The 25,766-nt window shown below is 53.6% G+C and carries 24 protein-coding genes and 5 tRNA genes; 22 read left to right on the top strand and 7 right to left on the bottom strand.

Going from position 1 to position 25,766, the window contains the following annotated elements; translation table 11 throughout:
- The first annotated feature begins 72 nt into the window (after window positions 1-72).
- The 6 genes from ACLD11_RS12165 (at window position 73) to ACLD11_RS12140 (ending at window position 1,264) form a co-directional block, all read left to right on the top strand.
- A tRNA-Met gene (locus ACLD11_RS12165) sits at window positions 73-149 on the top strand.
- Between the two features lie 8 nt (window positions 150-157).
- Window positions 158-242, top strand: a tRNA-Leu gene (locus ACLD11_RS12160).
- 23 nt (window positions 243-265) lie between these two features.
- Window positions 266-340, top strand: a tRNA-Gln gene (locus ACLD11_RS12155).
- 15 nt (window positions 341-355) lie between these two features.
- A tRNA-Met gene (locus tag ACLD11_RS12150) sits at window positions 356-432 on the top strand.
- 46 nt (window positions 433-478) lie between these two features.
- A tRNA-Gln gene (locus ACLD11_RS12145) sits at window positions 479-553 on the top strand.
- A 135-nt stretch (window positions 554-688) separates the two neighbouring features.
- On the top strand, window positions 689-1,264 hold the full coding sequence (locus tag ACLD11_RS12140) for a hypothetical protein (protein ID WP_411014957.1): 576 nt from the start codon (window positions 689-691) through the stop codon (window positions 1,262-1,264).
- A 66-nt stretch (window positions 1,265-1,330) separates the two neighbouring features.
- Here the strand turns inward: ACLD11_RS12140 and ubiF are convergent, their stop codons facing one another.
- Complete coding sequence (gene ubiF / locus ACLD11_RS12135) at window positions 1,331-2,506, bottom strand: 3-demethoxyubiquinol 3-hydroxylase (protein WP_023227402.1); 1,176 nt, start codon at window positions 2,504-2,506, stop codon at window positions 1,331-1,333.
- Window positions 2,507-2,649: 143 nt separating this feature from the next.
- Between ubiF and miaB the strand changes: the two genes are divergently transcribed.
- From miaB to rihA, 10 genes are all read left to right on the top strand, one after another.
- Window positions 2,650-4,074, top strand: coding sequence for a tRNA (N6-isopentenyl adenosine(37)-C2)-methylthiotransferase MiaB (gene miaB, locus ACLD11_RS12130; protein ID WP_001519200.1), 1,425 nt, complete (start codon window positions 2,650-2,652; stop codon window positions 4,072-4,074).
- Window positions 4,075-4,278: 204 nt separating this feature from the next.
- Window positions 4,279-5,325, top strand: coding sequence for a PhoH family protein (locus tag ACLD11_RS12125; protein WP_001018045.1), 1,047 nt, complete (start codon window positions 4,279-4,281; stop codon window positions 5,323-5,325).
- Complete coding sequence (gene ybeY / locus ACLD11_RS12120) at window positions 5,322-5,795, top strand: rRNA maturation RNase YbeY (protein WP_000084477.1); 474 nt, start codon at window positions 5,322-5,324, stop codon at window positions 5,793-5,795. Before ACLD11_RS12125 ends, ybeY begins: the two co-directional genes overlap by 4 nt.
- A gap of 157 nt (window positions 5,796-5,952) precedes the next feature.
- Window positions 5,953-6,831, top strand: a complete 879-nt coding sequence (corC, locus tag ACLD11_RS12115) for a CNNM family magnesium/cobalt transport protein CorC (RefSeq protein ID WP_001278612.1) — start codon at window positions 5,953-5,955, stop codon at window positions 6,829-6,831.
- Window positions 6,832-6,850: 19 nt separating this feature from the next.
- Window positions 6,851-8,389 (top strand): apolipoprotein N-acyltransferase, encoded by a 1,539-nt coding sequence (gene lnt / locus ACLD11_RS12110; RefSeq protein ID WP_024798320.1) that lies wholly within the window; start codon window positions 6,851-6,853, stop codon window positions 8,387-8,389.
- A 417-nt stretch (window positions 8,390-8,806) separates the two neighbouring features.
- Window positions 8,807-9,715 carry an amino acid ABC transporter substrate-binding protein gene (locus tag ACLD11_RS12105; protein WP_183058756.1) on the top strand — a complete coding sequence of 303 codons (909 nt, stop codon included), beginning with the start codon at window positions 8,807-8,809 and terminating at the stop codon, window positions 9,713-9,715.
- Between the two features lie 159 nt (window positions 9,716-9,874).
- Window positions 9,875-10,615 (top strand): glutamate/aspartate ABC transporter permease GltJ, encoded by a 741-nt coding sequence (gltJ, locus tag ACLD11_RS12100; protein WP_000020930.1) that lies wholly within the window; start codon window positions 9,875-9,877, stop codon window positions 10,613-10,615.
- Entirely contained in the window at window positions 10,615-11,289 is a 675-nt protein-coding gene (gene gltK / locus ACLD11_RS12095) for a glutamate/aspartate ABC transporter permease GltK (RefSeq protein ID WP_000272799.1), read from the top strand. The genes gltJ and gltK overlap by 1 nt, the downstream gene beginning before the upstream one ends.
- Window positions 11,289-12,014, top strand: a complete 726-nt coding sequence (gene gltL / locus ACLD11_RS12090; RefSeq protein ID WP_000631369.1) for a glutamate/aspartate ABC transporter ATP-binding protein GltL — start codon at window positions 11,289-11,291, stop codon at window positions 12,012-12,014. The genes gltK and gltL overlap by 1 nt, the downstream gene beginning before the upstream one ends.
- A gap of 116 nt (window positions 12,015-12,130) precedes the next feature.
- Window positions 12,131-13,066: a pyrimidine-specific ribonucleoside hydrolase RihA gene (gene rihA, locus ACLD11_RS12085; protein ID WP_411012131.1), complete on the top strand. Its 936-nt coding sequence runs from the start codon at window positions 12,131-12,133 to the stop codon at window positions 13,064-13,066.
- Between the two features lie 85 nt (window positions 13,067-13,151).
- On the opposite strand, the gene ACLD11_RS12080 is transcribed toward rihA, so the two are convergent.
- The 5 genes from ACLD11_RS12080 to ACLD11_RS12060 all read right to left on the bottom strand — a co-directional run bounded on the left by ACLD11_RS12080 (window position 13,152) and on the right by ACLD11_RS12060 (window position 18,247).
- Window positions 13,152-13,625, bottom strand: a complete 474-nt coding sequence (locus ACLD11_RS12080) for a zinc ribbon-containing protein (protein WP_001044885.1) — start codon at window positions 13,623-13,625, stop codon at window positions 13,152-13,154.
- A 92-nt stretch (window positions 13,626-13,717) separates the two neighbouring features.
- The gene (locus ACLD11_RS12075) at window positions 13,718-15,646 is read right to left on the bottom strand and encodes a sigma 54-interacting transcriptional regulator (protein WP_411014956.1); all 1,929 of its coding nucleotides are present in this window, start codon (window positions 15,644-15,646) and stop codon (window positions 13,718-13,720) included.
- 67 nt (window positions 15,647-15,713) lie between these two features.
- Complete coding sequence (locus ACLD11_RS12070) at window positions 15,714-16,667, bottom strand: 2-keto-3-deoxygluconate permease (protein ID WP_000694477.1); 954 nt, start codon at window positions 16,665-16,667, stop codon at window positions 15,714-15,716.
- A 49-nt stretch (window positions 16,668-16,716) separates the two neighbouring features.
- Window positions 16,717-17,889 (bottom strand): UxaA family hydrolase, encoded by a 1,173-nt coding sequence (locus ACLD11_RS12065; protein WP_001670689.1) that lies wholly within the window; start codon window positions 17,887-17,889, stop codon window positions 16,717-16,719.
- Between the two features lie 16 nt (window positions 17,890-17,905).
- The gene (locus ACLD11_RS12060; protein WP_015632837.1) at window positions 17,906-18,247 is read right to left on the bottom strand and encodes a UxaA family hydrolase; all 342 of its coding nucleotides are present in this window, start codon (window positions 18,245-18,247) and stop codon (window positions 17,906-17,908) included.
- Between the two features lie 236 nt (window positions 18,248-18,483).
- On the opposite strand from ACLD11_RS12060, the gene leuS reads away from it, so the two are divergent.
- The 4 genes from leuS to nadD are packed head-to-tail and all read left to right on the top strand — an operon-like array spanning window position 18,484 to window position 23,345.
- A complete protein-coding gene (leuS, locus tag ACLD11_RS12055; protein ID WP_411012130.1) occupies window positions 18,484-21,066 on the top strand; it encodes a leucine--tRNA ligase in 2,583 nt (860 codons plus the stop codon).
- Between the two features lie 14 nt (window positions 21,067-21,080).
- The gene (gene lptE / locus ACLD11_RS12050; RefSeq protein WP_001269950.1) at window positions 21,081-21,671 is read left to right on the top strand and encodes an LPS assembly lipoprotein LptE; all 591 of its coding nucleotides are present in this window, start codon (window positions 21,081-21,083) and stop codon (window positions 21,669-21,671) included.
- Window positions 21,671-22,702: a DNA polymerase III subunit delta gene (gene holA, locus ACLD11_RS12045; RefSeq protein ID WP_411014955.1), complete on the top strand. Its 1,032-nt coding sequence runs from the start codon at window positions 21,671-21,673 to the stop codon at window positions 22,700-22,702. The genes lptE and holA overlap by 1 nt, the downstream gene beginning before the upstream one ends.
- A 1-nt stretch (window position 22,703) precedes the next feature.
- The gene (gene nadD / locus ACLD11_RS12040; protein ID WP_023972009.1) at window positions 22,704-23,345 is read left to right on the top strand and encodes a nicotinate-nucleotide adenylyltransferase; all 642 of its coding nucleotides are present in this window, start codon (window positions 22,704-22,706) and stop codon (window positions 23,343-23,345) included.
- Here the strand turns inward: nadD and cobD are convergent.
- Complete coding sequence (gene cobD, locus ACLD11_RS12035) at window positions 23,320-24,414, bottom strand: threonine-phosphate decarboxylase CobD (RefSeq protein ID WP_411014954.1); 1,095 nt, start codon at window positions 24,412-24,414, stop codon at window positions 23,320-23,322. The two genes, nadD and cobD, sit on opposite strands and share 26 nt — an antisense overlap.
- Before the next feature lie 97 nt (window positions 24,415-24,511).
- Between cobD and ACLD11_RS12030 the strand changes: the two genes are divergently transcribed.
- Window positions 24,512-25,120 (top strand): adenosylcobalamin/alpha-ribazole phosphatase, encoded by a 609-nt coding sequence (locus tag ACLD11_RS12030; protein ID WP_001241922.1) that lies wholly within the window; start codon window positions 24,512-24,514, stop codon window positions 25,118-25,120.
- A gap of 327 nt (window positions 25,121-25,447) precedes the next feature.
- Window positions 25,448-25,765, top strand: coding sequence for a ribosome silencing factor (rsfS, locus tag ACLD11_RS12025; RefSeq protein ID WP_001161670.1), 318 nt, complete (start codon window positions 25,448-25,450; stop codon window positions 25,763-25,765).
- Window position 25,766 lies beyond the last annotated feature (1 nt).

Genomic DNA, 25,766 nt, shown 5'->3' with positions numbered 1-25,766 from the left:
GAGGTTGACGCTTCAAGGCTCAATACGCATAATGCGCCCCGCAACGCCGATAAGGTAACGCGAAAAAAAGATGGCTACGTAGCTCAGTTGGTTAGAGCACATCACTCATAATGATGGGGTCACAGGTTCGAATCCCGTCGTAGCCACCATCTTTTTTGCGGGAGTGGCGAAATTGGTAGACGCACCAGATTTAGGTTCTGGCGCCGCAAGGTGTGCGAGTTCAAGTCTCGCCTCCCGCACCATTCACCGATAAGCGTTGTACGGATGGGGTATCGCCAAGCGGTAAGGCACCGGTTTTTGATACCGGCATTCCCTGGTTCGAATCCAGGTACCCCAGCCATCGAAGAAATCATCTGGCTACGTAGCTCAGTTGGTTAGAGCACATCACTCATAATGATGGGGTCACAGGTTCGAATCCCGTCGTAGCCACCATATTCAGAACGCGTCGAGGTATTCGACCGGTTCGAAAATAATTTGTTGGGGTATCGCCAAGCGGTAAGGCACCGGATTCTGATTCCGGCATTCCGAGGTTCGAATCCTCGTACCCCAGCCACTTTTAAAAAGCTCGTTTCGGCGAGCTTTTTGCTTTTCTGCGTTTATAAATTCCGAAAGAGGTTTCCCCCTTAATGCCCTGCTATCAGTAAAACGTTATGATAAAGCCTTACAGGAATCGTTCGGTAACATCACAATGAATTACCAGTTTTGTTGGTATATCTTTTTGCGGCCATTAACATTTTTTATGGTCGTCTTTCTCTGCGCTTTCACCTTCATTGATATCACGGCCAGCGCCGCCTGGTTGATTATTTTGGGTCTGGTTTACCCCGTGGCAGTGTCAATGAGGCTACATATACTGCGCCAGAAAAAGGCGGTCATGCTACGCCAGAATAGTGCGGAATGGATAGTGTATCTGCCAGGGATCCCTGTGCAAGAAAAACAAAGCGCGCTGATTAATGTCTCGTTTTCCTCGAAAACGGCGCTGCGTGGATTCTATATTCGCGCCCTGTCCAGCAAAGTCATTCTTCACATCATCACTTTTTATATTCTGTGGTTTGATGTCCAACATGCAACACTGACGTGGTATCGGATTCTCGCCGCATTAATCACTCTGGCGATTCTTGTAAAATCAATGAGTTCCACATTACTGATGCTACATAAAGTAGTACGTTGCCAATACAACGTATGCATAATTGAAATGGCATCACCTTGGTATGAAATTGATTTTAAAGGGAGATTAGGTTTATGTGCTTTATTTGCAGTAAAGTAAGATGTCAATACGCTTACCCGACCTGCAATTGAGTGTTTTTACAAACCGGGTAAGGCATTCAACGGGTTACAACCCCAACGCATACTTCAGCGCCTGACGTTTTAGCACGCCTGCGCGCTGCGCCGCCATCAGCCCCATATTGCGTAAAATACGCAGCGGCGGCAGTTCATTGCTGAACCCGGCATAAAACAGATCCATTCCACTTTGCATCATAAAATTATCTGCCATGCGCCGCGTCTGATAGCGTTTCAACACCGAATGGCTGGCCCAGGACTCGCCATAGCTACGAGCACTCGCCAGCACATCAATCAACGCATCAACATCCCGATACCCCAGGTTGACGCCCTGCCCGGCCAGCGGATGAATGGTATGCGCCGCGTCGCCTACCAGCGCCAGTCCCGGTTGTACATACTGCAACGCGTGACGGCGGGTTAGCGGAAACGCGCCCGCCGCGACAGGCATCACCGCCCCCAGACGCGCCGGAAAGTGCTGATTAATTTCCACCTGCAATTGCGTCATCGATAAACTCTGTAGCTGGCGAATACGTGCCGGAGCGTCATACCACACCAGCGACGCCCAATCGTCGAACAGCGGCAAAAAGGCGCGCGGCCCCGTTGGCGTAAACTGCTGCCAGGTGCTGTCGCCTGGCGCATTTTCACACTTGACGGTGATAAGCATACACGACTGCGCATATTGCCAGGCATGAATGCCAATTCCCGCCATTTGCCGAACCTGCGAATTCGCGCCGTCGGCGCCAATCACTAACTTCGGCGTTACCCATTCGCCGTCGGCCAGTTCCAGCGCATAACCATCGCGGCGGCGGTGCAATGCCGCCAGTGAAGCCGGAACGCGCAGCGTCACGCCGGGGTGCGCTTCCAGCGCCTGCCACAGCGCCTGTTGCAGGACGTTGTTCTCTACCATATAGCCTAACAGCGGCAGCTTGAGTTCAGCGGCGTCGAACACCACATGGGCGTTTTCCCACTCCCAGGTCTCCAGTCGCCGATAAGGATGGCTACGCATCCCCTGCACCGCCTCCCAAACGCCCAGCCCCTTGAGCAGCGCCACGGATGCCGCGCTAATGGCCGAAATCCGCACGTCAGGCTGGCTGTCAGCCACAAACGGCGCAGGCGCGGCATGTTCTATTACCATCACCGTAAACCCTTGCTGCGCCAGACCCAGCGCCAGCGCGCCGCCGACCATTCCCCCGCCGACAATGGCAATTTCCGTTGGTTGATTTGTCATGGTCATTCATCCTGTTACGTTTTAGACAAGTTTACAGGATTTTTTACCCATTAGGGCTGACGTCAGTCATACTGGTCACAACCGCGCCAAAGCATTACACTATGCGCCCTGCTTTTCAGCCACTATTTCGCAAGAGCAAGTCGATGACTAAAAAACTCCATATTAAAACCTGGGGCTGTCAGATGAACGAGTACGATTCATCGAAGATGGCCGATCTGCTGGACGCCACCCACGGCTATCAACTGACCGACGTGGCGGAAGAGGCGGATGTGCTGCTGTTGAATACCTGCTCAATCCGCGAGAAGGCTCAGGAAAAAGTCTTCCATCAATTAGGTCGCTGGAGACTGTTAAAAGAGAAAAATCCCGATCTGATTATCGGCGTCGGCGGCTGCGTGGCTTCCCAGGAAGGCGAGCACATTCGTCAACGCGCCCATTACGTCGACATTATTTTTGGCCCGCAAACCTTACACCGCCTGCCGGAGATGATTAACTCCGTGCGTGGCGACCGCAGCCCGGTGGTCGATATCAGCTTCCCGGAAATCGAGAAGTTCGATCGTTTGCCGGAGCCGCGCGCAGAAGGCCCGACCGCTTTCGTTTCTATCATGGAAGGCTGCAATAAATATTGTACTTACTGCGTGGTGCCGTATACCCGCGGTGAAGAAGTTAGCCGTCCCTCAGACGATATCCTGTTCGAAATCGCCCAGTTAGCGGCGCAGGGCGTGCGTGAGGTCAACCTGCTGGGCCAGAACGTTAACGCCTGGCGCGGAGAAAACTACGACGGCACCACCGGCACCTTTGCCGATCTGCTGCGTCTGGTTGCCGCCATCGACGGCATTGACCGTATTCGCTTTACCACCAGCCATCCGATTGAGTTCACCGACGATATTATCGAGGTGTACCGCGATACGCCGGAACTGGTCAGTTTCCTGCATCTGCCGGTACAGAGCGGTTCCGATCGCGTGTTGAATCTGATGGGGCGTACCCACACTGCGCTGGAATATAAAGCAATCATCCGTAAACTGCGCGCGGCGCGGCCGGACATTCAGATAAGCTCTGACTTTATCGTCGGTTTCCCTGGCGAAACTACCGATGATTTCGAAAAAACCATGAAGCTTATCGCCGACGTCAACTTTGATATGAGCTACAGCTTTATCTTCTCTGCGCGTCCGGGAACGCCGGCTGCCGATATGGTTGATGACGTACCGGAAGAAGAGAAAAAGCAGCGTCTGTATATTCTGCAAGAGCGTATCAATCAGCAGGCGATGGCATGGAGCCGCCGTATGCTCGGCACGACACAGCGCATTCTGGTGGAAGGCACGTCACGTAAAAACATTATGGAACTGTCTGGCCGTACCGAAAACAATCGGGTGGTGAACTTTGAAGGCACGCCGGAGATGATTGGTAAGTTTGTCGATGTGGAAATTACTGACGTCTATCCGAACTCCCTGCGCGGAAAAGTGGTGCGTACCGAAGATGAAATGGGTCTGCGCGTCGCCGAAACGCCGGAGTCCGTCATTGCCCGTACCCGTAAAGAAAATGAGCTGGGCGTAGGATTCTACCAGCCTTAATCCTGCAGGAAAGGCAATAATGCCCGATGGCGCTACGCCTGTCGGGCTTCCTGGTCATGGCCTGTCGCCCGACGGGCCTTGCAATTTTCTCTCTTCATCCCCATCTTCATTGCAATGCTTGCGCCTTTTCCCTATGGCGTGAATAATTTCCTTAGATGCCGGTAAATGTTCAGCGTCCGGCGATACAGACACAAGAGGAACAGTTTGAATATAGACACTCGCGAAATTACCCTTGAGCCCGCAGACAACGCCCGTCTGTTGAGCCTTTGCGGGCCGTTTGATGACAATATTAAACAGCTCGAACGTCGTCTCGGTATTGAAATCAACCGCCGTGACAATCACTTTAAACTGACCGGTCGTCCGATTTGCGTGACCGCGGCGACAGATATTTTGCGAAGTCTGTATGTCGATACCGCACCGATGCGCGGCCAGACTCAGGATATCGAACCGGAACAAATTCATCTGGCGATCAAAGAAGCGCGGGTGCTGGAACAGAGCGCGGAAAGCGTGCCTGACTATGGCAAAGCGATTAATATCAAAACTAAGCGCGGCGTGATTAAACCGCGTACCCCGAACCAGGCGCAGTACATCGCCAATATTCTCGATCACGATATTACCTTTGGCGTCGGCCCGGCGGGTACCGGTAAAACTTATCTTGCGGTCGCCGCTGCGGTAGACGCCCTGGAGCGCCAGGAGATTCGCCGTATTCTGCTGACCCGTCCGGCGGTGGAAGCGGGCGAAAAACTGGGCTTCCTGCCAGGCGATTTAAGTCAGAAAGTGGACCCGTACCTGCGTCCGCTGTATGACGCGCTGTTCGAAATGCTCGGCTTTGAAAAAGTCGAGAAGCTGATTGAGCGCAATGTGATTGAAGTCGCGCCGCTGGCCTATATGCGCGGACGCACATTAAACGACGCCTTTATCATTCTGGATGAAAGCCAGAACACCACTATCGAACAGATGAAGATGTTCCTGACGCGTATCGGCTTTAACTCGAAAGCGGTGATCACCGGTGACGTGACGCAGATTGACCTGCCACGCAACACCAAATCCGGCTTGCGTCATGCCATTGAAGTGCTGGCGGAAGTCGATGAAATCAGCTTTAACTTCTTCCACAGCGAAGACGTGGTGCGCCATCCGGTCGTTGCCCGCATTGTTAACGCCTATGAAGCCTGGGAAGAGGCCGAACAAAAACGCAAAGCGGCGTTGGCGGCGGAGCGTAAGCGTGAAGCCCAGGAGCAGGAACAGAAATGAGCCAGGTGATCCTCGATTTACAGTTGGCCTGTGAAAACCACGCGGGCCTGCCGGATGAAGCTCAGTTTCAACGCTGGCTGGACGGCGTTATTCCGCAGTTTCAGGAAGAGGCGGAAGTCACAATCCGTCTGGTGGATGAGGCCGAAAGCCACGACCTTAATTTAACGTACCGCGGGAAAGATAAACCCACTAATGTTCTCTCCTTCCCGTTTGAAGCGCCCCCCGGCATTGAAATGCCGCTACTGGGCGATCTGATTATTTGCCGTCAGGTCGTGGAGCAGGAAGCGCAGGAACAGAGCAAGCCGCTGGAGGCGCACTGGGCGCACATGGTCGTGCACGGTAGCCTGCATTTGCTGGGTTACGATCATATCGACGATGACGAAGCGGAAGAGATGGAGTCTCTCGAAACGGAGATTATGCTTGCTATGGGCTATGAGGATCCGTACATTGCCGAGAAGATTGCAGAATAGTAGCTTGCCGGATGGCGGCGCTTGCGCCTTATCCGGCCTACATTCATGCCTTTTGTAGCCCTGATAAGCGTAGCGCCATCAGGCAAAACATGCCGTCACAGCTGAGTATGCGCATGACGAGCTTTGTATTAACTAACATGAGAACCCATACGACGCCATGAGCGACGACAATTCACACAGTAGTGACACAGTAAACAGTAAAAAGGGATTTTTTTCCCTGCTACTCAGCCAGCTTTTCCACGGTGAACCTAAAAACCGTGATGAGTTGCTGGCGCTGATCCGTGATTCCGGGCAGAACGAGCTTATCGATGAAGATACGCGCGATATGCTCGAAGGCGTAATGGACATCGCCGACCAGCGCGTTCGCGATATTATGATCCCGCGCTCCCAGATGATTACCCTGAAACGCAACCAGACGCTGGACGAATGTCTCGATGTTATCATCGAGTCCGCCCACTCGCGTTTTCCGGTGATCAGCGAAGATAAAGATCACATTGAAGGGATTCTGATGGCCAAAGATTTGCTGCCGTTTATGCGCAGCGATGCCGAAGCCTTCAGCATGGACAAAGTGTTACGCCCCGCGGTTGTCGTACCGGAAAGCAAACGGGTTGACCGTATGCTCAAGGAATTCCGCTCCCAGCGCTACCATATGGCGATCGTGATTGATGAGTTTGGCGGCGTTTCCGGCCTTGTGACTATCGAAGACATCCTCGAACTGATTGTCGGTGAAATTGAAGATGAGTATGACGAAGAAGACGATATCGACTTCCGTCAGCTTAGCCGCCATACCTGGACGATTCGCGCGCTGGCGTCGATTGAAGACTTCAATGACGCTTTCGGCACCCACTTCAGCGATGAAGAGGTCGATACCATCGGCGGGCTGGTGATGCAGGCGTTCGGCCATTTACCGGCCCGCGGCGAAACCATTGACATTGATGGTTACCAGTTCAAAGTGGCGATGGCCGATAGTCGTCGTATTATTCAGGTGCATGTCAGGATCCCGGATGACTCGCCCCAGCCAAAACTGGACGAATAACAGCAATAGTGGACTAAAAATGGCATTTGCCTCGTTAATTGAACGCCAGCGTATTCGCCTGCTGCTGGCGTTATTATTCGGCGCCTGCGGAACACTGGCTTTCTCTCCGTATGACGTCTGGCCCGCAGCGATAGTGTCGCTTATCGGGCTGCAGGCCTTAACGTTTAATCGCCGCCCGCTCCAGTCTGCCGCCATCGGCTATTGCTGGGGACTCGGACTTTTCGGTAGCGGGATTAACTGGGTTTATGTCAGTATCGCGCAGTTTGGCGGCATGCCGGGCCCGGTTAACGTTTTTCTGGTGGTGCTGCTTGCAGCTTATCTCTCGCTGTATACCGGACTGTTTGCCGGGATTTTGTCGCGCCTGTGGCCAAAAACCAACTGGCTGCGCGTCGCTATTGCCGCGCCTGCAATATGGCAAATCACCGAATTTTTACGCGGCTGGGTGCTGACCGGCTTCCCCTGGCTGCAATTTGGCTATAGTCAGGTCGACGGTCCGCTAAAAGGCCTGGCGCCGGTAATGGGCGTCGAAGCGATCAACTTCCTGCTGATGATGGTCAGCGGCCTGTTAGCGCTGGCACTGGCGACGCGGAACTGGCGTCCGCTGGCTGTCGCCGTGATTCTGTTTGCTTTGCCCTTTCCGCTACGTTATATCCAGTGGTTTACGCTGGAACCGGCCAAAGCGACCCAGGTATCGCTGGTGCAGGGCGATATTCCGCAGTCGCTGAAGTGGGACGAAAACCAGCTACTGAATACGCTAAAAATTTATCTCAACGAAACTCGCCCAGAGTTAGGCAAATCACAGATTATTATCTGGCCTGAGTCGGCGATTCCGGATCTCGAAATCAATCAGCAGCCCTTCCTTCGTTCGCTGGACGAGATGTTACGCGAAAAAAATAGCACGCTGATCACCGGTATTGTCGATGCGCGTCTCAATAAACAGAATCGATACGACACCTACAATACGATTATTACGTTGGGCAAGGATAATCCATACAGTTATGACTCGCCCAATCGCTACAATAAAAATCACCTTGTACCCTTTGGCGAGTTCGTTCCGCTGGAGTCTATCCTGCGTCCACTGGCGCCGTTCTTCGATCTGCCCATGTCCTCCTTTAGCCGCGGCCCTTATATCCAGCCGCAGTTACATGCGCACGACTATAAGCTGACGGCGGCAATCTGTTATGAAATTATTCTTGGCGAACAGGTGCGGGATAACTTCCGCCCGGACACCGACTATCTGCTGACGATTTCTAACGACGCCTGGTTTGGTAAGTCCATTGGCCCGTGGCAACATTTCCAGATGGCGCGGATGCGTTCGCTGGAGCTGGCGCGTCCGTTACTGCGCAGTACTAATAACGGTATTACGGCGGTGATTGGCCCGCAGGGCGAAATTCAGGCGATGATCCCGCAGTTCACACGCCAGGTACTGACTACCAAAGTCACGCCGACCACCGGCCTGACGCCGTACGCACGAACCGGCGACTGGACGGTGTGGTTGATTACCGTACTGTTCGGCTTTGGCGCGCTGGTGATGAGCCTGCGTCAACGCCGCAAATAAAACATTGCACTATCCAATGTAGGCCGGATAAGGCGGTACGCCGCCATCCGGCAGTTGTATCGCACCGTGCCTGATGGCGCTACGCTTATCAGGCCTACAACCTCTCACCGCCACCAAAATCTCATTCTGGCACGCCAATTGCTTAATATAATCAAGAGGCTGCACACTCCCTACCGGCGCAACCAGGTTGCACCACAACACAGCATCGGTAGCACCATTATTGTGCAAACTGCGATTTTTGCCTCTGAACGGTGCGGCGCACTTCGCAAAAATAAACAATATTGCAGCAAAACATTTACAACAAGCCACACTAAATGTTAACAAACACACATAACACTGCACGCGCAAGTTGCAGGCAATAACAACATCACAATAGCTATCAATGCGTCGACGGCGCAGATGATAAAGGAGTTGGATATGCAATTACGTAAGCTAACCACAGCAATGCTGGTCATGGGACTGTCTGCGGGCCTTGCGCACGCAGAAGATGGCGCGCCTGCCGCTGGTAGCACCCTGGACAAGATCGCTAAAAATGGCGTGATCGTCGTCGGGCATCGCGAATCTTCTGTGCCCTTTTCTTATTACGACAACCAGCAGAAAGTGGTCGGCTATTCCCAGGACTACTCCAACGCCATTGTGGAAGCGGTAAAAAAGAAACTTAACAAGCCCGATCTGCAGGTGAAGCTGATTCCGATCACCTCGCAAAACCGTATTCCGCTGTTGCAAAACGGAACCTTCGATTTTGAATGTGGTTCAACGACTAACAATCTTGAGCGCCAGAAACAGGCCGCCTTCTCCGATACGATTTTCGTCGTCGGGACGCGACTGCTGACTAAAAAAGGCGGCGATATTAAAGATTTCCCGGATCTGAAAGGCAAAGCGGTCGTCGTCACCTCCGGGACGACCTCTGAAATTCTGCTGCATAAGCTTAACGAAGAGCAAAAGATGGATATGCGTATTATTAGCGCGAAAGACCACGGTGACTCGTTCCGCACCCTGGAAAGCGGTCGCGCCGTCGCCTTTATGATGGATGACGCGCTGCTGGCCGGCGAGCGCGCCAAAGCAAAAAAACCGGATAACTGGGAGATTGTCGGTAAACCGCAGTCCCAGGAAGCCTACGGCTGTATGCTGCGTAAAAACGACCCTGAGTTTAAAAAGCTGATGGACGATACCATCGCCCAGGCGCAAACCTCCGGCGAAGCGGAAAAGTGGTTTGATAAGTGGTTTAAAAATCCGATCCCACCGAAAAACCTGAACATGAATTTCGAGTTGTCTGACGAGATGAAAGCCCTGTTCAAAGCACCGAATGATAAAGCGCTTAACTAACTAAAACTAAATGGGACGGGACTACTGTCCTCTCGATTGTCGCTCAGCACGGACAGACTATAAGCCTGATGGTCGTTCCCCATCGGGCCTGAAGCCGCAAATCGCCGGGCAACAATCTTCGAGGGTAGCGCTGCTACCCTTTTTTTTCGGAGTAGATGTATGTCAATAGACTGGAACTGGGGTATTTTTTTACAGGAAGCCCCCTTCGGCAATACCACCTATCTCGGCTGGCTATGGAGTGGTTTCCAGGTCACCGTAGCCCTTTCGATTACCGCCTGGATTATTGCTTTCCTGGTAGGATCTATTTTCGGCATTTTACGTACCGTTCCCAACCGTTTCCTCTCCGGACTGGGCACGTTGTACGTAGAACTGTTCCGTAACGTGCCGCTGATCGTGCAATTCTTCACCTGGTACCTGGTGGTGCCTGAACTGTTGCCGGAAGATCTTGGCATGTGGTTTAAGGCGGAACTCGATCCCAATATTCAGTTTTTCCTCTCCTCAATGATCTGTCTGGGACTGTTTACCGCCGCCCGCGTTTGCGAACAGGTGCGCGCCGCGATTCAGTCTCTGCCTCGCGGGCAGAAGAACGCGGCGCTGGCGATGGGGCTAACGCTGCCGCAGGCTTATCGCTATGTCCTGCTGCCGAATGCCTATCGCGTTATCGTGCCGCCAATGACGTCAGAGATGATGAACCTGGTGAAAAACTCGGCTATTGCCTCAACCATCGGTCTGGTGGATATGGCGGCGCAGGCAGGCAAACTGTTGGATTACTCGGCGCACGCCTGGGAATCTTTCACCGCCATTACGCTGGCCTATGTGCTGATTAACGCCGTTATCATGCTGGTCATGAGCCTGGTTGAACGCAAAGTCCGCCTGCCGGGCAACGTGGGGAGCAAATAATGTACGAATTTGACTGGAGTTCGATTATCCCCTCACTGCCTTACCTGCTGGCCGGGTTGGTCATCACGCTGAAGATCACCGTCACCGCCGTTGTCGTGGGGATAGTCTGGGGAACCATTCTGGCCGTCATGCGCCTCTCAAGCTTCGCCCCTATCGCCTGGTTTGCTAAAGCGTATGTTAACGTTTTCCGTTCTATCCCGTTGGTCATGGTCTTGCTGTGGTTCTATCTGATTGTACCCGGCTTTCTGCAAAACGTGCTGGGACTATCGCCGAAAACCGATATCCGCCTGATCTCCGCAATGGTGGCCTTCTCCATGTTTGAAGCGGCCTACTATTCCGAGATTATTCGCGCCGGTATTCAAAGTATTTCCCGCGGCCAGTCCAGCGCCGCGCTGGCGCTGGGGATGACCCACTGGCAGTCGATGAAGCTCATTATTCTGCCGCAGGCGTTTCGGGCGATGGTGCCGCTGTTGCTTACGCAGGGCATCGTGCTATTTCAGGACACCTCTTTAGTTTATGTACTCAGCCTGGCGGACTTCTTCCGCACCGCGTCGACTATCGGCGAGCGTGACGGTACTCAGGTCGAAATGATTCTGTTCGCCGGCGCCGTTTATTTTGTTATCAGCCTGAGCGCGTCGTTGCTGGTCAGCTATTTGAAGAAAAGGACAGTTTAATGATTACCCTGAAAAATGTTTCAAAATGGTATGGTCACTTTCAGGTGCTGACCGATTGTTCAACAGAAGTGAAAAAAGGTGAGGTGGTGGTAGTCTGCGGGCCATCGGGTTCCGGTAAATCCACGCTGATTAAGACCGTCAACGGTCTGGAACCGGTGCAAAAAGGCGAAATTACCGTTAACGGCATTATTGTGAACGACAAAAAAACCGATCTGGCGAAACTGCGCTCCCGCGTGGGCATGGTATTCCAGCACTTCGAGCTGTTTCCCCACCTGTCGATCATCGAAAACCTGACGCTGGCACAGGTGAAAGTGCTGAAACGCGATAAGGCCGCCGCCCGCGATAAAGGCCTGAAGCTGCTGGAGCGCGTTGGTCTGTCTGCACATGCCAACAAGTTCCCGGCGCAGCTTTCCGGCGGCCAGCAGCAGCGCGTGGCGATCGCCCGCGCGCTATGTATGGACCCCATTGCCATGTTATTCGATGAACCGACTTCCGCGCTCGATCCGGAAATGATCAACGAGGTGCTGGACGTGATGGTCGAGCTGGCGAACGAAGGGATGACCATGATGGTGGTGACGCACGAAATGGGCTTTGCCCGTAAAGTGGCTAACCGGGTGATCTTTATGGATGAAGGTAAAATCGTCGAAGATTCGCCAAAAGAGGAGTTCTTCGCTAACCCCAGTTCCGATCGCGCAAAAGACTTCCTTGCGAAAATCCTGCACTAATCTTCCCGGCGCGCACGTCAGAGTGCGCGCTATCTCACGCTTTACCGCTTCGCTTCTCGAAACGTATCCAGCCGGGCGTTAACCTTGTCACAAAGTACCGCTTACAAGGAGCCACAATGGCACTGCCCATTATTATTGATTGCGATCCGGGTCATGATGACGCGATCGCCCTCGTTCTCGCCCTCGCCTCCCCTGAACTGGAAGTGAAAGCGATCACCTCTTCCGCCGGCAACCAGACGCCGGAGAAGACCCTGCGCAACGTACTGCGGATGCTGACACTGCTCAAACGCCCGGATATTCCGGTGGCGGGCGGCGCGGTGAAACCTCTCATGCGCGAATTGATTATCGCCGATAACGTTCACGGCGAAAGTGGTCTTGACGGCCCGGCGCTGCCCGAGCCGTCATTCGCCCCGCAAAGCTGCACTGCCGTTGAGCTGATGGCAAAAACACTGCGTGAGAGCGCACAGCCAGTCACCATCGTCTCCACTGGCCCACAGACCAACGTGGCGCTGCTGCTGAATAGCCATCCGGAACTGCATACGAAAATCGCCCGCATTGTGATCATGGGCGGCGCGATGGCGCTGGGTAACTGGACACCCGCTGCGGAATTTAATATTTACGTCGACCCGGAGGCCGCCGAAATTGTCTTCCAGTCAGGCATTCCGGTGGTGATGGCCGGGCTGGACGTCACTCATAAGGCACAGATTCACGCCGCCGATATCGAGCGTTTCCGCGACATCGGCAATCCAATTTCGACGATCGTGGCTGAACTACTCGACTTCTTCTTTGAATATCACAAAGACGAAAAATGGGGATTTGTCGGCGCGCCGCTGCACGACCCGTGCACCATCGCCTGGCTGCTCAAGCCCGAGATTTTCACCACCGTTGAGCGTTGGGTCGGCGTGGAAACCCAGGGGAAATACACCCAGGGGATGACGGTGGTGGATTATTATTTCCTGACGGGGAATAAGCCGAATGCGACGGTGATGGTCGATGTAGACCGCCAGGGATTTGTCGATTTACTGGCGGAACGGCTGAAGTCTTACGCGTAATATTTGCCGGATGGCAGCTTCGCCATATCCGGCCTACGTGAACGATTTTTGGTAGGCCGGATAAGACGCACCAGCGCTCTTCCACTCACGGCTCAAACGGTCTTCTCTGAAACTGGTCATGACCGCATTTCGGGCAGAGCGGCAACACATCCGGCGTGTAAACCGCCAGATGATAGTGGCATTTCTCGCACACCAGATTCCCCAGCCCCACCACTTCGCCACTGTGATACACGCCGTGGTGATTCAAATCCTGGAAGACTTCACGCCATTCCAGCTGGGTTTTGTCGGTAATATCTGCCAGTTCCTGCCAGAGACTCTCTTTAATCACCCGCAAGAAGACGCTATCTTCCTGGCTCTCTTCGTAGCTCATGGCGAACTCTTCCAGATCGCGTCTGACAGCGCGCGTCAGTTCGTCCACCTCGGTTCGCGTTAACTCCCCTGTTTGCATCACGCGCTGGCGCGCCTGCTCCACCAGCGCATCAATGTCGCGCTCGCCATTGCGTAAACGCTCGCTTAATGAGGCCACCAGTTCACGGTAATATTGAGCAACCTTGTTCATCACTTCACCTCTTGGATCGTTAACTGTCTATAATAATAGACGTTATTTGCGTTACGCTTTGCAAGGCTGCCCACAGAGTCTGTAAATTCTTGTCAGGCCGACTCACGTATCCAGCGCGTCAGCGAGGTACGATCGACATTTAATCGTTTCGCCACTAACGATTTATTATCCCTTTCCGCCTCTAATAATTTTCTCAAAATACGCAGGCGAATCGTTTTATAATCGCCAGCCAGCATCTGGCAGTCGTAGCAGGTAGTTGGCTCGCGTCGGCTCCCCTCTTCCAGATCGTCCAGCAAGAGGCGGCCCTCATCCAGCGTTGCCGGGGAGTGATCAATAGAGAGCACCAGCCGTTCGATAATATTGCTTAACTGCCTGACGTTTCCGGGCCAGGCGAAGCGCTGAAGCTCTTGCCACAGCGCCGGGGTTAACGTTAGTGCCGGGCGTTTATAATGCTGGCTGAAACTGGTAAGCAGCGACAGGCCGATGGCTTTGATATCCTCCGGACGTTTGCGTAGCGGGATGGTGGTTACTTTTAATACGTTAAGCCGATAGTAAAGATCTTCGCGAAATGTCCCGTCCGCAATGAGCTTCGTTAACGTCTGATTGGTCGCCGCAATCACGCGAATATCAACAGGTATCATCTGGTCTGAGCCCAGCCGCATAATCTGCCGCTCCTGCAATACCCGTAATAAGCGCGTCTGTAGCGGTTTATCCAGTTCGCTAATCTCATCCAGAAAAATGGTACCGTGGTGCGCTAATTCAAACAGGCCTATTTTGCCTTTCGGCGACGCGCCGGTAAATGCGCCAGCGACATAGCCAAAGAGTTCGCTCTCCAGAATCTGAGGGGCCATCGCGCCGCAGTTAATGGCGACAAACGGGCCGTTGACGCGTTGGCTGGCATTATGAATACTTTGCGCCAGCACCTCTTTTCCCGTCCCGCTTTCGCCATTAATTAAGATAGTCGCGTCCGTACCGGCATAATTTTTAATGATCGCCAGACGACGCAGCATTTCCGGATTTTCGGTAAGCAGATCGTCGAAATGATAGCGGGCGCTCAAGCCGCGGCGAGACAGTTCCTGGCGGCGAACATGATGTTCCACCCCCTGTAAACTGGAGACGGTTTGCATCGTCAACACCACCCGGCTTAACTGTCTGGCCGCAAATACCGGATACAGATTAACCACCATCGCGCCTTGCGGCGTATCGACGACTTTCGCGCTGACGGTTTTTCCCTCACGTAATGTATGCCGCTCCTGGTGCAATACCTGTTTCAGGAAAGATGCGTCATAAATCTCACCGGAGGCGTTAATTTTAAAAAGTTGGCTCGCATATTTATTGTAATGCAGTAACGCGCCGGTATCATCAAGCGTGATAACAGCTTTATCAAACTGATCGAGAATCAGCTGCAGATGATGACGCTCCAGTAATTGGCTGCGAAAAGCCAGATATAATGAGAGGGCTTCTTCCAGAGCTTCGGTTATTGAGGCGGGGCTGGAATCAAGTAAACGGAATTGCGAGCCCAGCGGTGAAAAATAATCCTGACAAACGGTATCGCCAACAATGCAATCTAATGGCGTGGACGCTAATTGCCGCTTCAGGCAAGAAATCGTTTCTTTATCATTTCCCTGTAAGGTAAAAATTTTATAGTTAATATTTAACTGTTCCGCTACGCGCGCGCATCCTTTGATCACACTGGAAAAGCCGACAATACCGACAGTGCCTTTTTGTCCTTTAAAAGGGATAAGCGCATCAAGAATGTCGTAGCCGGACATTTTAATTTCGACTACCGGTAATTTACTGTGCTTTTTTAATATTTCCGCACAGCCGCCACGACTAATCAGTACCTGGTGCCCACGGGACTCTAATAAAGGTAGCTCATCCAGGATACGATTAAGCGTCGTTTGATGAATAGTGACGGCGTAATCCAACTGCGCGACCAGCGCCTCGGCAGCCTTTGCCAGTTGAGGGTAAGGAGAGACAAAACAGAGAGGAGATGCGGCTATATCTTTCGTCTTATTCATCACTCACCATCCTGTTGGTTTATGAACGGGCGAGACCGCCCGTCGTGATTTATTTTCCGCCGAAACGCTAACCGCCTGCGGCGGCTGGGTTCAGTTTACGATCGTAGCGTTTTTTTATCCATACGGTCAGGAAGGGGGCGCACAGAGCGGTAATAATCGTCGAGGCCGCCACCTGCGCCGCCGCCGTCGACGCCAGGTCGGTAAAATGCGGATCGAGCAGCGCGATTGCCGCTGGCGTCGCGACGGCGTTGCCAGAGGTGGTGGATACCGCCGCGCCTGCCACGCCGCTGCCTCCCGTCAGACGATCGGCGAAAATATTAAAAAATCCGCCAATCGCCACCGTCATGAGTCCCAGTAAAATACCTGAAGAGCCTGCCGTGATAAGTCTTGCGAAATCAATACCGTATCCTAACCCAAAGGCAAAAAAGGGAATCGTTACCACGCTGCCCTGTTTAAGAAACTTGCGCATGTCCTCATCCAGATTACCCAAAATCATGCCAATAATAATGGGAATAATAACCGCCACCAGATTCATAAAGGGTATCGACACCATGCCTGCCGACCCTAACGCCAGCATGGTGAAAAAGGGACCATCGTTCAACGATATTACCGCAATCGCGCCGCCGTCGGTTTCATCGCCGTACTCCCCCACCAACGCGGCATATAACCCACTGTTCGAGTTGGTCATCGCCGAAATAATCGCTAAAGCCGACAGACCTAATAACCCATCCGGGCCGCAAAATTTTCCGACCAGAATGCCAATAATCACGCCGCTGGCAAATTTCGCAAAGGTGATCGCAGCGCCTTTTTTCAGCGCTTTCGGCGCGGCTTTAAACTGGATATCCGCGCCCATACAGACTAAAAACATGCCTAAAATCGCCATTGCGCCATGCGAAATAGAGGTGACAAAACCGCCTATTTCCAGCGCCTCCGGCGCAAAAGTTTTAAACAATGCGCCGATGATTAGCGGTACAACCATCATACCACCAGGAAAACGTTCCAGTGTTTTTTTAATTTTCATAGCTTATTCCCAGGAGATAACCGGACAGCTTGTGCTGCCCGATTTGGTATCAGAACGTCGGCGCGATCTTATAAATAGAGAATTCGTTATGACCTAAATCTTCTGATTTAGTCGTTTTCCCATTCGCGACGCGTAAAATTTCCTGATAAATTTCCTCGCCCATTTGCGTAATAGAAGCCTCGCCAGACATAATGGCGGACACATCAATATCAATATTGTCCTGCATCATTTCCCACGTTGCTTTATTACCCGTAATTTTTATTACCGGCGCTATTGGGTTACCGGCAGGCGTTCCGCGACCGGTAGTAAAAATAACGATCTGCGCTCCCCCCGCCACCATGCCGGAAATAGATTCAATATCCTGCCCTGGGGTATCCATAATCCACAGGCCCGGATGCGTTGGACTATCGGCATATTCCAGTACGCCCTGTAGCGGCGCATGACCCGCTTTATGCATACAGCCTAACGATTTTTCTTCAATGGTAGTCAACCCGCCTTTAATATTGCCCGGCGTCGGCTGTCCCCCGCGAATATCCTCGCCCAGCGCTTTTGCTCGCGCCTCGCAGCCGACCACTAAATCAATGAGCTGTTGACCAACCTCCGGCGTCACCGCGCGTTTCGCCATCACATGCTCGGCGCCAATAAATTCCGTCGTTTCAGAAAGAATTGAGCTTCCGCCGCAGCGTATCAGCTTATCCGAGGCGACCCCGCAGGAAGGGTTAGACGCCAGCCCCGATGTCGTATCTGACCCGCCGCACTCCATCGCCAACAGCAGCTCGCTAACCGGTGCTTGCTGCGGTTTTTGCATGGAGAGTTGTTGCGCATAGTCGCGGGCCAGCGAAATCCCCCTGGCCTGACATTTAAGCGTGCCGCCCTCTTCCTGAATGGTGATGCAGGAGGTCGGTTTGCCAAATGCGGTAATCTCCTCTGCGATGCGTAGCGGCTCCGCGCCTTCACAGCCTAAGCCCACAACCACAATAGCGCCGACGTTGGGATTATTCGCCACATTAATCAATGTTTTTTCCGTCAGACGCGCATCGCCTGCCACCTGGCAGCAGCCAAAATCGTTATTCACCCATGTCGCGCCTTTTACCTGCCGGGCAATATCCTGGGCAACTTTATTCGCGCAAACGCTGGTAGGTAAAATCAGTACATAATTACGGATGCCAAAACGGCCGTCAGGGCGGCGGAACCCCAAAAAAGTCTCATTGCTCATAATCATTTTCCCTTGTTTTATATTATTTCCAGTCACCACGTCCGCGTTCGCTTTCCACATTGTGGACGTGCACATAGTCGCCACTTTTTATTTCCTGAGTGGCGCGGCCAATGGATTCACCATATTTATAAACTTCGCCATGAAAAGGCACATCGCAGATGGCGAATTTGTGGCCAAATGGCACATCCTGATGTAACACAACGCTTATCTCGCGTTCGCCAACGAACATTGTGGCGGTTTCGCCGGCTTTGAGCGCCGTAATAGCCGTCGCGACGCAATCCTGAGGGTGAATCACCACTGCATTTTTTTTCACGATTAACTCCTTTGCTTTAGTCCTGTCTTCCCTAATCAAAAGGCGTGCCATTTTTTAACTGCATGGTTTATATGACTTTATTTTTATGGGCCGATCTGGCGGTGACAGGAACTGCGGTAATTTGCCTCAGTCGTGTCGCATTTTGCGTCACCTCCTCATGAACGCCTGGCGCGACAAATGTTCTACCCCCTGTTTTGACGTGCGTGTTTGGGCTATGCTATGCGGATCTAAACACCACCTCTAAAGCTACATTTGTAGCTGTATCGAAAACAGGACTACTGGCTGCCATGCAAGAGCAATACCGCCCGGAAGAGATAGAATCCAAAGTACAGCTTCACTGGGATGAGAAGCGCACATTTGAAGTGACCGAAGACGAGAGCAAAGAGAAGTATTACTGCCTGTCGATGCTTCCCTATCCTTCTGGCCGACTACACATGGGCCACGTACGTAACTACACCATCGGCGACGTGGTTGCCCGCTACCAGCGTATGCTGGGCAAAAACGTGCTGCAGCCAATCGGCTGGGACGCCTTCGGCCTGCCGGCGGAAGGCGCGGCGGTGAAGAACAACACCGCGCCGGCGCCGTGGACGTACGACAACATCGCGTACATGAAAAACCAGCTCAAAACGCTGGGTTTTGGCTATGACTGGAGCCGTGAAATCGCGACCTGCACCCCGGAATACTACCGTTGGGAACAGAAATTCTTCACCGAGCTGTATAAAAAAGGCCTGGTGTACAAGAAGACTTCTGCCGTTAACTGGTGCCCGAACGATCAGACCGTTCTCGCCAACGAACAGGTGATCGACGGCTGCTGCTGGCGCTGCGACACCAAAGTTGAGCGTAAAGAGATCCCACAGTGGTTTATCAAAATCACCGCTTACGCAGACGAGCTGTTGCGCGATCTGGATAAGCTGGACCACTGGCCTGATACCGTAAAAACGATGCAGCGCAACTGGATTGGCCGCTCTGAAGGCGTGGAAATCACCTTCGATGTGAAGGGTTACGATAACACGCTGACCGTCTATACCACCCGTCCGGATACCTTTATGGGCGCCACTTACCTGGCGGTGGCCGCCGGTCATCCGCTGGCGCAAAAAGCGGCGGCGAACAACGCCGAGCTGGCGGCGTTCATCGACGAATGCCGTAACACCAAAGTGGCCGAAGCCGAAATGGCGACCATGGAGAAAAAAGGCGTCGACACCGGCTATAAAGCGATTCATCCGTTAACTGGCGAAGAGATCCCGGTCTGGGCGGCAAACTTTGTCCTGATGGAGTACGGCACTGGCGCGGTGATGGCCGTTCCGGGTCACGATCAGCGCGACTACGAATTTGCCTCCAAATACGGTTTGACCATCAAGCCGGTGATTCTGGCCGCTGACGGTTCCGAGCCGGATCTTTCCGAACAGGCGCTGACCGAAAAAGGCGTGCTGTTTAACTCCGGCGAGTTCGACGGCCTGGCCTTTGAAGCGGCGTTTAACGCCATTGCCGATAAACTGGCGGAAAAAGGCGTCGGCGAACGTAAAGTGAACTACCGTCTGCGTGACTGGGGCGTTTCCCGTCAGCGTTACTGGGGCGCGCCGATCCCAATGGTCACCCTGGAAGACGGCACCGTGCTGCCGACGCCGGAAGATCAACTGCCGGTTATTTTGCCGGAAGACGTCGTCATGGACGGCATCACCAGCCCGATCAAGGCCGATCCTGAGTGGGCGAAAACCACCGTTAACGGTATGCCGGCGCTGCGTGAAACCGACACCTTCGACACCTTTATGGAATCGTCATGGTACTACGCGCGTTACACCTGCCCGCAGTATCAGGAAGGAATGCTGGATTCGAAAGCGGCAAACTACTGGCTGCCGGTCGACATCTACATCGGCGGTATTGAACATGCCATCATGCACCTGCTCTACTTCCGCTTCTTCCATAAGCTGATGCGCGATGCGGGCATGGTCACCTCTGACGAGCCGGCTAAACAGTTGCTGTGTCAGGGCATGGTACTGGCGGATGCGTTCTATTATGTCGGCGAGAACGGCGAGCGTAACTGGGTTTCGCCAGTTGACGCTATCGTCGAGCGCGATGAGAAAGGCCGCATCGTAAAAGCAAAAGACGCAGCGGGTCATGCGCTGGTCTACACTGGCATGAGTAAAATGTCCAAGTCGAAAAATAACGGTATCGACCCGCAGGTAATGGTTGAACGTTATGGCGCGGACACGGTACGCCTGTTTATGATGTTCGCTTCTCCGGCGGATATGACTCTGGAATGGCAGGAGTCCGGCGTAGAAGGCGCAAACCGCTTTATTAAACGCGTCTGGAAGCTGGTTTACGAACACACCGCTAAAGGTTCTGTCGCGGCGCTGAACGTCGATGCACTGAGCGAAGATCAAAAAGCGCTGCGTCGCGATGTGCATAAAACCATTGCCAAAGTGACCGATGATATCGGCCGCCGTCAGACGTTCAACACCGCCATTGCGGCGATCATGGAGTTGATGAACAAACTGGCGAAAGCCCCGCAGGAAGGCGAACAAGACCGCGCACTGCTTCAGGAAGCGCTGCAGGCCGTCGTGCGTATGCTTAACCCGTTCACCCCGCACGTCTGCTTTACCTTGTGGCAGGAACTGGGTGGCGAAGGCGATATCGACAACGCGCCGTGGCCGGTTGCCGACGAGCAGGCAATGGTGGAAAACACCACGCTGGTTGTCGTGCAGGTTAACGGTAAAGTTCGCGGGAAAATCACCGTACCGGTGGATGCTACCGAAGAACAGGTGCGTGAACGTGCAGGCCAGGAACATCTGGTGGCAAAATATCTTGATGGCGTTACCGTGCGTAAAGTGATTTACGTTCCGGGTAAACTCCTCAATCTGGTTGTTGGCTAAGCGCGGGAGGAAGCGTGCGATATCTGGTAACACTGTTGTTATCTCTGGCGGTGCTGGTCACCGCCGGATGCGGCTGGCATCTGCGTAGCACTACGCAGGTTCCGGCTTCAATGAAAACGATGATCCTCGATTCCGGCGATCCGAACGGTCCGCTAAGTCGTGCGGTACGTAATCAGTTACGGCTGAATAACGTAAACCTGCTTGATAAAGACACAACGCGCAAAGACGTTCCGTCTCTGCGGCTTGGAACGGTGACTATTTCGCAGGATACGGCGTCAGTGTTCCAGGACGGCCAGACGGCGGAATATCAGATGGTGATGACCGTCAATGCCTCGGTATTGATTCCGGGCCATGACATCTATCCTATCAGCACGAAAGTGTACCGTTCGTTCTTCGATAACCCGCAGATGGCGTTGGCGAAGGATAACGAGCAGGCCATGATCGTTCAGGAGATGTACGACAAAGCCGCTGAACAGCTGATTCGTAAGCTGACCAGCGTCCGCGCGGCGGATATTCAGGCGACGAAAGAGGAGGCTACCGCCGACAATGAGACGGCGGCGCCCGCCTCTACGCCAGCACGCGTCTCCACTACGCTGAGTAACTAATGATCAGGTTGTATCCTGAACAACTCCGCGCGCAGCTCAACGAAGGGCTGCGTGCGGCATATCTGCTATTGGGCAACGATCCGCTGCTGCTGCAGGAAAGTCAGGACGCTATTCGTCTGGCGGCTGCGTCGCAAGGCTTCGAAGAGCACCACGCTTTTACTCTCGATCCCAGTACCGACTGGGGATCGCTTTTCTCACTCTGCCAGGCGATGAGTCTGTTCGCCAGTCGTCAAACGCTGGTGCTGCAACTGCCGGAAAACGGGCCTAACGCGGCAATGAATGAGCAACTCGCCACGCTGAGCGAGCTGCTGCATGACGACCTGTTATTAATAGTACGCGGAAACAAGCTCACCAAAGCGCAGGAAAACGCCGCCTGGTATACCTCGCTGGCAGACCGTAGCGTTCAGGTCAGTTGTCAGACGCCGGAGCAGGCGCAGCTTCCCCGCTGGGTGGCCGCCAGAGCGAAAGCACAGAATTTGCAACTGGATGACGCCGCGAACCAACTGCTGTGCTATTGCTATGAGGGCAATCTGTTGGCGCTGGCGCAGGCGCTGGAACGGCTGTCGCTGCTTTGGCCTGACGGTAAGTTAACGCTTCCTCGCGTGGAGCAGGCCGTCAATGACGCCGCCCACTTTACCCCTTTCCACTGGGTGGATGCGTTACTGATGGGGAAAAGCAAACGCGCGCTGCATATCCTGCAACAGCTACGCCTTGAAGGCAGCGAACCGGTCATTCTGCTGCGCACCCTCCAGCGAGAGCTGCTGCTACTGGTAAATCTCAAACGTCAGTCCGCGCATACGCCGTTACGCGCGCTGTTTGATAAACACCGGGTCTGGCAAAACCGTCGCCCCATGATCGGCGACGCGTTGCAGCGTCTCCATCCTGCACAGCTTCGCCAGGCCGTGCAGTTACTGACGCGTACAGAAATTACGCTCAAACAGGATTATGGTCAGTCGGTATGGGCAGATCTTGAAGGGCTGTCGCTCCTGCTCTGCCATAAGGCGCTGGCAGACGTATTTATTGATGGGTGATATGAAATCGTTACAGGCTTTATTCGGCGGCACCTTTGATCCGGTGCATTATGGACATCTTAAACCTGTTGAAACGCTGGCGAATCTGATCGGCTTATCGCGGGTGATTATTATGCCTAACAATGTGCCGCCGCATCGCCCCCAGCCGGAAGCCTCCAGCGCGCAGCGTAAATATATGCTGGAGCTGGCTATCGCCGATAAGCCGCTTTTTACGCTGGATGAACGCGAGCTACAGCGAAACGCGCCCTCTTACACTGCGCAAACGCTGAAAGCATGGCGCGAAGAACAGGGCCCCGAAGCGCCGCTGGCGTTTATTATCGGCCAGGACTCGCTGCTTAACTTCCCCTCCTGGCATGATTACGACACCATCCTTGATAACACTCACCTGATCGTTTGCCGTCGTCCCGGCTACCCCCTTGAAATGACGCAGGCGCAACACCAGCAGTGGCTGGAACAGCATCTGACCCATACGCCGGACGATCTGCACCAGTTGCCAGCCGGTAAAATTTACCTGGCGGAAACGCCCTGGCTTAATATCTCCGCAACCCTCATCCGCGAACGGCTGGAAAAAGGCGAATCCTGCGACGATCTGTTGCCGGAAAACGTGCTGAACTACATCAATCAGCAGGGGTTATACCGGTAAGCACATTGCGCAGCACCGACAGCAGACGCTCGTTTTGCGCAGCGCTGCGTATCGCCACACGATAATAGCGGCTGTCCAGCCCCGGGTAGTTAGCGCAGCTACGGATTAAAATCCGCTGCGTCAGCAACCGTCGCTGCAGGTCAATATCCTCTCGCTCACAGCGTAACAACAGATAGTTTGCCCGCCCGGGATAGACCGTCAGCAGGGGGAGCTGACAAAGCGCCTGATAAAACCGGGCGCCCTCCTCCCGTAACCAATGCCAGGTCGCCTGTTGCCAGGCGCTATCCTGTAACGCTACCTCACCGGCAAGCGCCGCCAGCGCGTTAACCGACCACGGCATTTGTTGGCGACGCATCCGCGCCACCGCCGCGTCATCGCTGTTGACCAGATATCCCAACCGCAGGCCGGGAATAGCATAAAATTTGGTCAGCGAACGCAGCACCCAGATATGCGGATTATCTTTAAGAGCAGGAATAAAGCCCGCCTCATGCGGAATAAAATCGATAAACGCCTCATCCAGGATCAGGTTAATGTTCAGCGATTTGCAGCGATCGGCAATGGCCTGTAATAACTGCCGCTCCGGCAGCAGGCCGGTAGGATTATTGGGCGTACACAGAAACAGGCAGTCCAGATCGGGCGTCAACGCCTCAAGAATGGCATCGGTAAGCTGCCAGCCATCCGCTTCGCATAGAGACCAGCGACGAATTTCACAGCCACTTTGCGCCAGCGCCCGGCCATACTCCGCGAAACCTGGCGTGACAATCATTGCACGATGCGGTTTAAGACCGCTCGCCACGGTAAAGATTGACTCCGTCTCGCCATTTCCCGCCAGTATCCACGATGCCGGCACCTGATGATGACGCGCCAGCGCCTGGTGCAAATGAAAATAATCGGCGTCCGGGTAGCGCTCAATGCAGTCCAGATTGTCGATAAGCGCGCGTTTCACGCTGACAGGCATACCCAGCGGATTAATGTTTGCGCTAAAATCCAGTAACTGGTCAGGCGAGATGCCCAACACCGTCGCGGCTTCCCGAATATTACCGCCATGCGCGCTGTTGAATAACGCCATTATGCCTCCGGCCAAAAAACGCTATTTTAGTGAAAAAAACGTTGCGCAATCAGGGGGCATTATCATGTTTTGCGCATTTAACCTCATGAGGAATACCATGCGATTGTGGCTGGTGCGTCATGGCGAAACTGAGGCCAATGTCGCCGGGTTGTATAGCGGACATGCTCCCACGCCGTTAACGGAAAAAGGGATTGGCCAGGCGAAAACGCTACATACTTTATTGCGCCACGCGCCATTTGACAGGGTGTTATGCAGCGAGCTGGAGCGCGCGCGCCATACCGCCCGGCTCGTACTGGAGGGCCGGGATGTGCCGCAACACATCTTACCTGAGCTTAATGAGATGTACTTCGGCGACTGGGAAATGCGCCATCACCGCGACCTGACCCATGAAGATGCCGAAAGCTATGCCGCCTGGTGTACGGACTGGCAGAATGCGGTTCCGACCAATGGCGAGGGTTTTCAGGCTTTTACCCGGCGCGTAGAGCGCTTTATCTCGCGACTCGACGCGTTTAGCGATTGCCAGAACCTGCTGATCGTCAGCCATCAGGGCGTACTCAGCCTGTTGATTGCCCGTCTGCTCGCAATGCCCGCCGCCTCGCTATGGCATTTCCGGGTAGAGCAGGGATGCTGGAGCGCAATCGACATATGCGAAGGGTTCGCCACCCTGAAAGTATTAAATAGTCGTGCCGTCTGGCGGCCTGAGTGATGAATTTTCCGTTTTTTCTCGCCGCAGCGGTTTCGCCCATTGACAGCCCCCGACAGGCTGTTATTCTCCGCAGCCAGGCTTTTTTCACCTTGCAGAGCTTTGCAGAAATTGTTTTACAAAAATGGCGATGCTTTCTGTGACGTGGGATGGGATGATAATCTGGTTTTAAACGCCGATCCGGCGACATAAGTCCCGGTATCGCCGCTGATTCAGGTATACTACACGGCGTCCCGCCGGAAGGTTAGCGTTAACTCGCAACGCCTTACCGGTCCAGCCTGTTGGCCTTTTTCTATCGTTATAACGCAATTATTCACCCAGGGGGAAAACTTGCAGGGTAAAGCACTCCAGGATTTTGTTATCGACAAAATTGATGACCTGAAAGGTCAGGACATCATCGCCTTAGATGTTCAGGGTAAATCCAGTATCACCGACTGTATGATTATTTGTACCGGCACCTCCAGCCGTCACGTTATGTCTATTGCCGACCACGTGGTGCAGTCGTCGCGCGCGGCCGGTATGCTGCCATTGGGCGTCGAAGGCGAAAATGCGGCTGACTGGATTGTCGTCGATCTGGGCGATGTGATTGTGCATGTCATGCAGGAAGAAAGTCGCCGCCTGTATGAACTGGAAAAACTCTGGAGTTAAT

Origin of the sequence: Salmonella sp. 741265116_PST (assembly GCF_046567715.1) — a bacterium.
In the GTDB taxonomy this organism is placed as follows: domain Bacteria; phylum Pseudomonadota; class Gammaproteobacteria; order Enterobacterales; family Enterobacteriaceae; genus Salmonella; species Salmonella enterica.
Note: the sequence above shows the minus strand (reverse complement) of the source record. Positions and strands in the feature narration are given on the sequence as shown.